The sequence below is a fragment of the Bacillus sp. FSL R5-0443 genome, from assembly GCF_038608285.1.
Taxonomy (GTDB): domain Bacteria; phylum Bacillota; class Bacilli; order Bacillales; family Bacillaceae; genus Bacillus; species Bacillus velezensis.
Genome location: NZ_CP152013.1, coordinates 741,118 through 750,447, shown reverse-complemented (window position 1 = coordinate 750,447; position 9,330 = coordinate 741,118). Strand labels below are relative to the sequence as shown.

Below are 9,330 nucleotides of genomic sequence, written 5' to 3'. Positions count from 1 at the left end.
ATCTAAATAAAAAAGGTGATTTCTTTTCATCACCTTAATCCGATCCTTGAATGGGGAATCCCGTCGCAATGAGGGAGCGGTTTGCCGCTGCGACTTGTGTTACGTAATTCGAAGAAAGGACGGATAAATAGAGCTGGTACGCGGCTGTTTCATCCGCCTTCATTTCGTCGATGTACGTAAAAGGAATTCCTATGATTTGTCCGCCTGAAGAAAAGAGGTTCCGCTCTTGTCTCTGTGTTTGTATCGATACGCCATTTCTTTGCAGATCGACAGCTAAGACCAATGAGAAATGAGACGCGAGCGGATCTAATTCCACATTTACTTGTATGACGGCATCCGTTTTCACCAATTGATCTGTCGGCGCGGCTATCACTGCGCTTAACACGTTTATCGGTGTTCCTTCTAACGGAATCATCATTTGGTCTGCTGTATTTTGAAAAGCTACCGCAGGAACCGCTCCCGGCGGACCCTCAGGCCCCGGGGGACCGGGCGGACCCGCCTCCCCTTGCGGACCGCGGGAGCCGGCGGGTCCTCTTTTGCCTTCGGGACCTCGCAGCCCGGGTACGCACAAGGCAGATCGATTTTCATCTGAAGACGGAAACCGTTTTTCTGTCCCTGTTTCCGGCCTTTCATGTTCACATGGTAATTGTTCATACCGGCGTTTCATATGTCTGCTCATATATTTGTAAGGTTTCTGTTTCAATATCATGTATTGATTACGGCCGCTGCTCATATTATCACCCCGTCCATATTCTATTCGCACTGGAGTCATCATGTGCAGGCCCTTCCCCTTCCTTACAGAAATAAAAAAAAGGCAGACCTGAGTCTGCCTTTTTTTCTTCTACCATAACCCTAATACTTTCCACCATAATCCGCCGATCACAAGCCATGTCACAATATGGACGATTGACAGGATAAAGCCGATGGACCACCATTTGCTTTGCGATATATAACCCGCTCCGAAAAAGACCGGAGCCGCTCCTGAGCCGTAATGCGTCGTCGAACCGAAAAGGTTGCTGAAAAACGCCAGGCTGAGCGCCGCCAACAGCGGCGGAGCGCCTGCCGCCACGATGACGGCGAGAAATGCCGCATACATGGCGCTGATATGCGCGGTTGCGCTCGCAAAGAAGTAATGCGTGTAATAATACACGACAATCAGAATCATAAATGCCACAATCCATGAAAAACCGGAAACAGAAGATTTCATCATATTGCTGAACCAAGACACCATGCCGAGCTCATTCAGAAAATTCGCCAGCATCACAAGCGCCGCGAACCAAGTCAGCGTATCCCATGCACCTTGTTCCTTTTTGATGTCCTCCCATGTTAATACCTGTGACAAAAGCAAAACGGATAATCCGATCAGGGCCGTCGTCGTTGCGTCAATATTTAAGCTTCCTCCGAAAATCCACAGCGCAAGCACCAATAAAAAGACGATGACCATGGAGAGTTCGGATTTTTTAAACGGACCCATTTCTTTCAATTTTTCCGTTGCGATTTTAGCCGCATCCGGTGTTTCTTTAATTTCCGGCGGATACAGCTTATAAATGACGAGCGGCGTAATGATTAAGCTCGCCAATCCCGGTACAATGGCCGCGATTGCCCAGCTTGTCCATGTGATGTCCACCCCTGCGACATCGTGGGCCAGCTTGGCGATCAGCGGGTTCGCCGCCATTGCCGTCAAAAACATCGCAGACGTAATCAAGTTTCCTTGAAAACCGGTTTTTAATAAGAAAGCGCCGATTTTCCGCTCTGTTCCGTCTGCCGGCGTTGATCCGAAAGTTTCGGATAATGATCTGATAATAGGAAAAATAATGCCGCCCGCCCGTGCCGTGTTGCTCGGAATGGCAGGTGATAAAATTAAATCACTGAAAAGCAGTGAATAAGAAAGGCCGAGTGTTTTCTTCCCGAACCGTTGTACGAATACGTAAGAAATCCTGGCGCCGAGCCCGGTTTTGATGAAACCCCGGGAAATAAAAAAGGCGATGACAATCAGCCAGATTGTCTTGTTTCCAAATCCGCTTAACGTATTTTCAATAGATAGCGTTCCCGTTAACGCGGTGACTGCCAATGCAAAAATTGCAATTGCGCCCATTGGCAAGGGCTTGGAGATAAAGCCGATAATTGTTGCGACAAAAATAGCGAACAAATGCCATGCTTTAGGTTCAAGTCCGGACGGCGCGGGAATAAACCAAATGATTAATCCCACAGCAACAGTAATAAGCAAAGGAATGATTTTTACTGCCTGCTGTTTTTTTGCGTCTTTTTCTGAAGCCATTACAGGTCTCCTCCTATTTTGTTGTCTTCCATCCCCTACCCCATTTTACTACTTAACTAAGTTAATAAACGTTTTTGTTAATTAAAAAACACAAAGGAATATTTTCCTTTGTGCTTCTTGTTTATTATTTTAATATGCCCGACCCGGCTTTAGATATAACATCTGATTTTACATTTGATGATGAGCCGATGGAACCGTGCAATGACGGTGTCCAGCCGACGGACTGACTTAATCCGTTGGCGGCCGACGCGTTAATGGAGGAGCCGTTTAAAAGAGTGCCGTCTTCATGAAGCGCTTTTCCGCCGCTGAAGACGCTGATGACTTTATCAGCAGCCAGTCCCGGCACTTCAAAAACATTATTCTGGGCATATATTTTCGACGCGTGGCCCGCGCCCCACGCATAGCTGAACGGGTATGCGGCGCTTTTAGAGCCTGCGTAAAAATTATTATAAATATGAACCTGCCCGTACCGGACCCGCGGTGCGCGCTGGACGATGTTCTGGTAATAGTTATGGTGAATGGTCACCTTCAGTTTTCCTTCATCCGACGTCTTGCTGTCGCTGTTTCCGATGACGGAGCCTTTGTCATGGTCATGATATTTATTATAGGACAATGTAATATAATTCGCCCCGTTGGCTATATCCGTCTGGCCGTCATGGTGCTGATATTTTCTCCCGTAATAGTAGGGAAAACCGCTGTCGGGATTCGATCCGTCATTAAAGGTGCAATGATCGATCCAGATGTGCGTCGCGCCGTTAATGGTGATATTGTCATATTCCGAGTTCCAGTTGCCGCTGCTGCCGTCCGTCGGGTCCCATTGCGGAAAATAGTCGTAAGCGTCTTGAAATTCAATGTTGCGGATGATGACATTGTCGACGCCGTTCTTAATATTAAAATTCCCGCCTGTCACTTTGGCATTTGAACCCGAGCCGATGATCGTCGTATTTGAAGGAATGTCAACCACGACCCGTGCCTTCTGGTTTTTTTGCGATCGCTGTCTGGCGTTTTCCTGGGTGCCTGACGGCGCTTTTTTTCCCCATTTGTCCGGGTCGTACGCCTTCAGATAGGCGTTCGGATCATATGCCGGATCTTTATAATCATCAAAGCCGAGCGTTTTATTGCGGTCGTCCGTATTCATATTGATTGTGCCTTGTATGTAAATAATCTTCGGTGTGCTGTTGGCGCTTCCCCCTAATGCAGAAACGAGCTGCTGTCTGTTTGATACGGTGTATACATTCGATGAAGAGGCTTTCGCGCCGCCGGTTGTCCCGCCGGAAGCGGCTCCCCAGCCATCATTTGTTCCTAACGTCTGCCGTCCCAGATCAGCGGCATAGACGTCCGCAGGGATCATACATAAACAAACCGCCAGCATAAATAACATTTTTTTCATGAATTGTGCTCCTCCTGATTCTCTGTTCCAATTTATTACAATCGAATTGTATCAAATCAGTTGAGAAACAGCACCGAAAATGTACAGAATGTGCCTTTCGGTTTTATTGCGGAAACCGCAAAAAAATCCCAAGGGACCGAAAACCCCTTGGGATCTGTTCAGCTTACGCCCATGATTTCACTTTTTCGTTATCCGTGACAAACAGAAGAACTTTTCCTTCATCTAAGCGCTTTTCAAATTGTGATGCTTCCTCTTCCGAAAAGCCGATTTCGTGAATTTTGTTGCGGAGCTCGTCGCCTTTTTTATTAAACATATTGCCGACTGCGTGTTTAATGCCCGTTTCTTTCGCTCCGATGGTATTGACATCAGTATTATCGGCCAGGCGGTCCGTTCTGTCGTCATCATGAGAAAGCACATATACGTCTTCTTTTGCGACACCCAATTGCTGAAGCTCTTTTACGTCCTGCATCAGTTTTTGATCATTTGTATATTCTCTTACTACCGGTTTCATTGATAAGTCCTCCCTTTTGTTTTGTATATTGGATGTTTACCCGATCAATCAAGGATCAAACAAAAGAAAGAGAGTTCAGTGGGAAAACGGGCAGATTGTCGGTGGATATTTTCTGGCGGGACATGTTACAGTAGAAAAAGCAACTTTTATCAGAAAAATAAAAATCTTCATGAGCCGATTAAGCAGGGAGGTGGTTCCTATTCATTACTTTTCACCGGAACAGCGATTTAACGCTTGGGTTGTCAGTGATTTAGTGAAGCAGGTATTCCGCCGGCATACCCGCTGCCCGGATGGAATAAAAGAGCTTACGGCCTTTGCTGAAGATACTTTTCATATTAATATCGATTTCGTTTTCTCTATCATTATCAATATCGGTGATATCGAATCCGTTCTGCCGAAAGAAATTGAAAATAGGCTGGGTTCTTATCTGACCGCGCTTCAGCCCGTCGTTACCGCTGACATGCTTCATTCTTCAAAAACGAATGCCTATGAATATTTGGAACATGAGAAAAACACCGATGTGTACCGGTTATTCTATTAAATATGCATATAAGGAAAGAAGGGCCCTGGGCCCTTCTTTTTTTATGACCGTTGACGGTTTGATTTTGTAATCGGGAAATGGTTCGTGTTACATTTGGAACAACCACTTATCTTGAAGGAGGATTCAGTATGCCGAATCATCAGCAGCAAATTCAATTGGCAAGACGCCCCAAAGGCGTTCCCGCCCATGACGATTTCCGCTTTGAAACGATTGCCGTGCCCGAACCGAAAGACGGCGAAGTGCTTGTGAAAACGAGTTATGTGTCCGTTGATCCGTACATGCGCGGACGGATGCAGGATACAAAATCATATGTAGAGCCGTTCGCTTTAGATGAAGCCATAACAGGCGGAGTGATTGCCGAGGTTCTGACAGACGGCGATAAGCTGAAAAAAGGAGATGTTGTGATCGGAAATCTCGCGTGGCAGGAATATTCAGCCGTCAATGAGTCCGCCCTCCGCAAGTTGGATACGGATATCGCACCCGCCCAGGCGTATCTTGGCATTTTAGGGATGACCGGACTGACCGCTTACTTCGGGCTGCTCGATATCGGCCGTCCGAAAAAAGGCGAAACCGTCGTCGTTTCAGGCGCGGCGGGCGCCGTCGGCTCAACAGTCGGACAGATTGCCAAAATCAAAGGCGCGCGGGTTGTCGGCATCGCCGGATCTGATGAAAAAATCGCGTATTTGAAAGAGGAGCTTCAATTTGATGAAGCCATTAATTACAAAACGGCGGATGATATTCAAAAAGCGCTGGAACAGGCATGTCCTGACGGCGTCGATGTCTATTTTGACAATGTCGGCGGACCGATTTCAGATGCGGTGATCAACCTGCTGAATGAATTCGCCCGCATTCCGGTATGCGGAGCAATCTCATCGTACAATACCGAAAGTGAAGAAGAAGACATGGGCCCCCGCGTCCAGCCGAAGCTGATCAAAACAAAAGCGCTGATGCAGGGATTCATCGTCAGTGATTATGCTGACCGCTTTTCCGAAGGCGCGAAACAATTGGCCGAATGGCTCAAGGACGGAAAGCTTCATTATGAAGAAACGATTACGGAAGGATTCAGCAATATTCCTGACGCGTTCCTCGGCCTGTTTAAAGGAGAAAACAAAGGCAAACAGATCATCAAAGTCAGTGATCTAAGTTAACATAATGATGAAAAAAGGAGGGCTTTGTCCCCTCCTTTTCTTTTTTTCGGATCAGCCGCGAAGAATCAAAGTAAGAAAGCCGTCTTCATCAGGCTCCGTATCTTCCAAAGTGAATCCCGCTGCTTGAAAGCAGGCTAAACTGATTTGATTGTCTTTTTCGATGCTTGCCGCCCATACCCGCACGCTGGTAAACCCAGGATCAGTCAGCAGTTTTTTCAAGATCTGTTTTCCGTACCCTTGAAGCTGGTACAAAGGATTGACGATCAATCCGATATACGCCCGCTCCTCCACAAACTCTATAGAGACCATGCCTGCCGGACACTCCCCGTCATATGCCATAATGACAGTATCGTCTTCATCTTTATTCAATCGTGCATACCATGCGTCTAATGGCAGCATCGCATCCATTCTCCGTCTGATATTATCGTTCTTAAACCAGTGTTCAAGTATTTTTAGCTCACGTTCCTTCAATATTTGAAATCTGATTATTGAAACCATCAACCCGCCCCCGCCTGAACCTTTTCTATTATTTTACAACAAAAAACGAAGGGCTTCCCGCCCTCCGTTTCTTATTTCTCAGATAATTTTCCGCCTGAATAAACGGCCTCTTTCAGCGCAATTCCGAGTGATTTGGCCATTTTTTTCAATTTGGATTCTTCCATCGGCGTGACAAGGCTGAGTACGGTTCCTTCTTTACCGGCCCGCCCCGTCCGGCCTGATCTGTGAATGTACCCGTCTTCATTCGGGATGTCCGCGTGAATGACGTACGGAAGATCATCGATATCGAGACCGCGCGCCGCAATGTCAGTCGCCAGAAGCAGCGGAAATTCTCCCCGTTCAAACGCTGATAATATCTTTGCCCGCTCCATTTTTTTCGCTTCTCCGTGCAGGATGCCGAGATCCACATGGTGATAGGCGAGTTTTTCCGCATAGACGCTTAAATTTCCGATATCTCTGACGAACACGAGCGCCTGCATGCCGTTCAGCCGTGACAGCTTTTGTAATAGCTTTACTTTATCCCGCTGATCGCAGACGAGATATTGATGCGTGACGCGCGCTTTTTCCGCCGTATTCCGCTCCACTTTCAAAACAGCCGGTTCATGTGCGATGGTATTCAGCACCTGTTCTGTTTCCGGCTGCAGCGTAGCGGAAAAGCTTAAAAGCTGTCGGTCTTTCAGCGTCGTTTTAATGATTTTTTTCATCGTTTCGCGGTGTTCCTGTGTCACAAGCTGATCCGCTTCATCAAGAACGATTGTCTTGACTTCATGCATTTTCAGCTTTTTCGCCTGAATCAATTCGAGCACCCTGCCCGGTGTGCCCGCAATGATATGCGGTTTATTTTTGAGCTTTTCCACCTGCTTTTTCACGTTTGCTCCGCCGATCAAAGACAAAGCGCGAAGATCAGAGCCTTTTATCCACTCCTGAATCACTTGAAAAATCTGCATCACTAGCTCGCGGGACGGCGCTAAAATGATCACTTGCGGATGTTTCTGTTCCGGGTTGATCCGCTCCAGAACCGGAAGCGTGTACGCCAATGTTTTTCCCGTTCCCGTCGGGGATTCGGCGATGACGTCTTTCCCTTCCATAATCACCTGAGCGGCTTTTTCCTGAATGACGGTCGGCTCCTGAAAACCTGAGGCCTCCCAGTTTTCGGCGATAAATGGTTGTGTATGCTGTAAAAATGGCCATGTTTGGGTCATGTCGTTCTCCTCAATTCTTAAAATCTACTCCATAGTATCTCAAATGCACGCGCCAAACGCAATTTTCTTTTTCCTTCCAAGCCTTTTAACAAACGGTCTCCTCCTTTATAATCATAAATGAGAAAGACACATGATGAATAAAGCGTGTCTGATAACGATAGAGGTGTAATGATGAGTATTTTATCCGTAAAAGATTTAAGCCACGGCTTTGGTGACCGTGCGCTTTTTAACAATGTATCGTTCCGTCTTTTAAAAGGGGAGCACGTCGGCTTAATCGGAGCAAACGGCGAAGGTAAATCAACGTTTATGAATATTATTACCGGAAAGCTTGAGCCTGATGAGGGTAAAGTTGAATGGGCGAAAAACGTGCGCGTCGGCTACCTCGATCAGCATACCGTGCTTGAAAAAGGAAAAACGATCCGCGACGTGCTGAAAGATGCGTTCCATTACTTATTTGCGATGGAAGAGGAAATGAATGAGATTTACAACAAAATGGGCGAAGCGGACCCTGATGAGCTTGAGCAGCTGCTTGAAGATGTCGGTGTCATTCAAGACGCCCTGACAAACAATGACTTCTACGTGATTGACAGCAAAGTTGAAGAAATCGCCCGCGGCCTCGGCCTGCAGGATGTCGGACTTGACCGCGACGTCACTGATTTAAGCGGCGGACAGCGGACGAAAGTGCTGCTCGCCAAACTGCTTTTGGAAAAACCGGAAATCCTTCTGTTGGACGAACCGACCAACTACCTTGATGAGCAGCATATTGAATGGCTGAAACGCTATTTGCAGGAATATGAAAATGCGTTCATCTTAATTTCTCACGACATTCCGTTTTTAAACAGCGTGATCAATTTGATTTATCATGTGGAAAATCAGGAGCTGACTCGTTATGTCGGCGACTACCATCAGTTTATGGAAGTCTACGAAGTGAAAAAACAGCAGCTCGAAGCCGCCTATAAAAAACAGCAGCAGGAAGTGGCTGAGCTGAAAGATTTCGTCGCCCGCAACAAAGCGCGGGTCAGCACGAGAAATATGGCGATGTCCCGCCAGAAAAAGCTTGATAAGATGGATATGATCGAACTGGCGGCCGAAAAATTGAAACCGGAATTCCATTTCAAGCCTGCGAGAACGTCAGGCAAGCTCATTTTTGAAACGAAGGACTTAGTCATCGGCTACGATACTCCGCTGTCACGCCCGCTCAATCTCAGAATGGAACGCGGACAGAAAGTCGCCCTGTACGGCGCAAACGGCATCGGGAAGACGACGCTGTTAAAGAGCCTGCTCGGTGAAATCCAGCCGCTGGAAGGCACGGTGGAACGGGGCGAGCATCAATACACGGGCTATTTCGAGCAGGAAGTGAAAGAAACCAATAACAATACGTGCATCGAAGAAGTGTGGAGCGAATTTCCTTCCTTTACCCAGTATGAAATCCGCGCCGCCCTCGCCAAATGCGGCCTGACGACCAAACACATTGAAAGCCGCGTCTCCGTTCTCAGCGGAGGAGAAAAAGCGAAGGTCAGACTGTGCAAACTGATCAATTCAGAAACAAACCTGCTCGTGCTTGACGAACCGACAAACCACCTGGATGTCGATGCGAAAGAAGAGCTGAAACGCGCGCTGAAAGAATACAAAGGCTCCATTCTGCTGATTTCCCACGAACCCGAGTTCTACATGGATATCGCGACGGAAACATGGAATTGTGAATCTTGGACGACGAAAGTGCTGTAAACACAAAAAGGAACTCCCGCCCATGCGGAAGTTC

Annotated in this window: 9 protein-coding genes; 3 read left to right on the top strand and 6 right to left on the bottom strand. The window is 47.2% G+C overall.

The features are described from left to right. Window positions 1-34: 34 nt before the first annotated feature. The 4 genes from NYE28_RS03890 to NYE28_RS03875 all read right to left on the bottom strand — a co-directional run bounded on the left by NYE28_RS03890 (window position 35) and on the right by NYE28_RS03875 (window position 4,179). Window positions 35-733: a hypothetical protein gene (locus NYE28_RS03890; protein ID WP_025284405.1), complete on the bottom strand. Its 699-nt coding sequence runs from the start codon at window positions 731-733 to the stop codon at window positions 35-37. A 108-nt stretch (window positions 734-841) separates the two neighbouring features. Continuing rightward, window positions 842-2,278, bottom strand: coding sequence for an anion permease (locus tag NYE28_RS03885; RefSeq protein WP_007408966.1), 1,437 nt, complete (start codon window positions 2,276-2,278; stop codon window positions 842-844). A 124-nt stretch (window positions 2,279-2,402) separates the two neighbouring features. Beyond that, window positions 2,403-3,668 carry a pectate lyase gene (locus NYE28_RS03880; protein ID WP_167340552.1) on the bottom strand — a complete coding sequence of 422 codons (1,266 nt, stop codon included), beginning with the start codon at window positions 3,666-3,668 and terminating at the stop codon, window positions 2,403-2,405. A gap of 163 nt (window positions 3,669-3,831) precedes the next feature. After that, window positions 3,832-4,179, bottom strand: a complete 348-nt coding sequence (locus NYE28_RS03875) for a general stress protein (RefSeq protein ID WP_003155650.1) — start codon at window positions 4,177-4,179, stop codon at window positions 3,832-3,834. 190 nt (window positions 4,180-4,369) lie between these two features. On the opposite strand from NYE28_RS03875, the gene NYE28_RS03870 reads away from it, so the two are divergent. Both NYE28_RS03870 and NYE28_RS03865 read left to right on the top strand, forming a co-directional pair. After that, window positions 4,370-4,720 carry a DUF3212 family protein gene (locus NYE28_RS03870; protein ID WP_007610002.1) on the top strand — a complete coding sequence of 117 codons (351 nt, stop codon included), beginning with the start codon at window positions 4,370-4,372 and terminating at the stop codon, window positions 4,718-4,720. A gap of 128 nt (window positions 4,721-4,848) precedes the next feature. Then, complete coding sequence (locus NYE28_RS03865; protein ID WP_015239367.1) at window positions 4,849-5,868, top strand: NADP-dependent oxidoreductase; 1,020 nt, start codon at window positions 4,849-4,851, stop codon at window positions 5,866-5,868. 51 nt (window positions 5,869-5,919) lie between these two features. On the opposite strand, the gene NYE28_RS03860 is transcribed toward NYE28_RS03865, so the two are convergent. Together NYE28_RS03860 and NYE28_RS03855 are read right to left on the bottom strand one after the other, a co-directional pair. Further along, complete coding sequence (locus tag NYE28_RS03860; protein ID WP_342490305.1) at window positions 5,920-6,366, bottom strand: N-acetyltransferase family protein; 447 nt, start codon at window positions 6,364-6,366, stop codon at window positions 5,920-5,922. A gap of 71 nt (window positions 6,367-6,437) precedes the next feature. Then, window positions 6,438-7,568 carry a DEAD/DEAH box helicase gene (locus NYE28_RS03855; protein ID WP_007408961.1) on the bottom strand — a complete coding sequence of 377 codons (1,131 nt, stop codon included), beginning with the start codon at window positions 7,566-7,568 and terminating at the stop codon, window positions 6,438-6,440. A 171-nt stretch (window positions 7,569-7,739) separates the two neighbouring features. Between NYE28_RS03855 and NYE28_RS03850 the strand changes: the two genes are divergently transcribed. After that, window positions 7,740-9,296, top strand: a complete 1,557-nt coding sequence (locus tag NYE28_RS03850; protein WP_342490304.1) for an ABC-F family ATP-binding cassette domain-containing protein — start codon at window positions 7,740-7,742, stop codon at window positions 9,294-9,296. Window positions 9,297-9,330 lie beyond the last annotated feature (34 nt).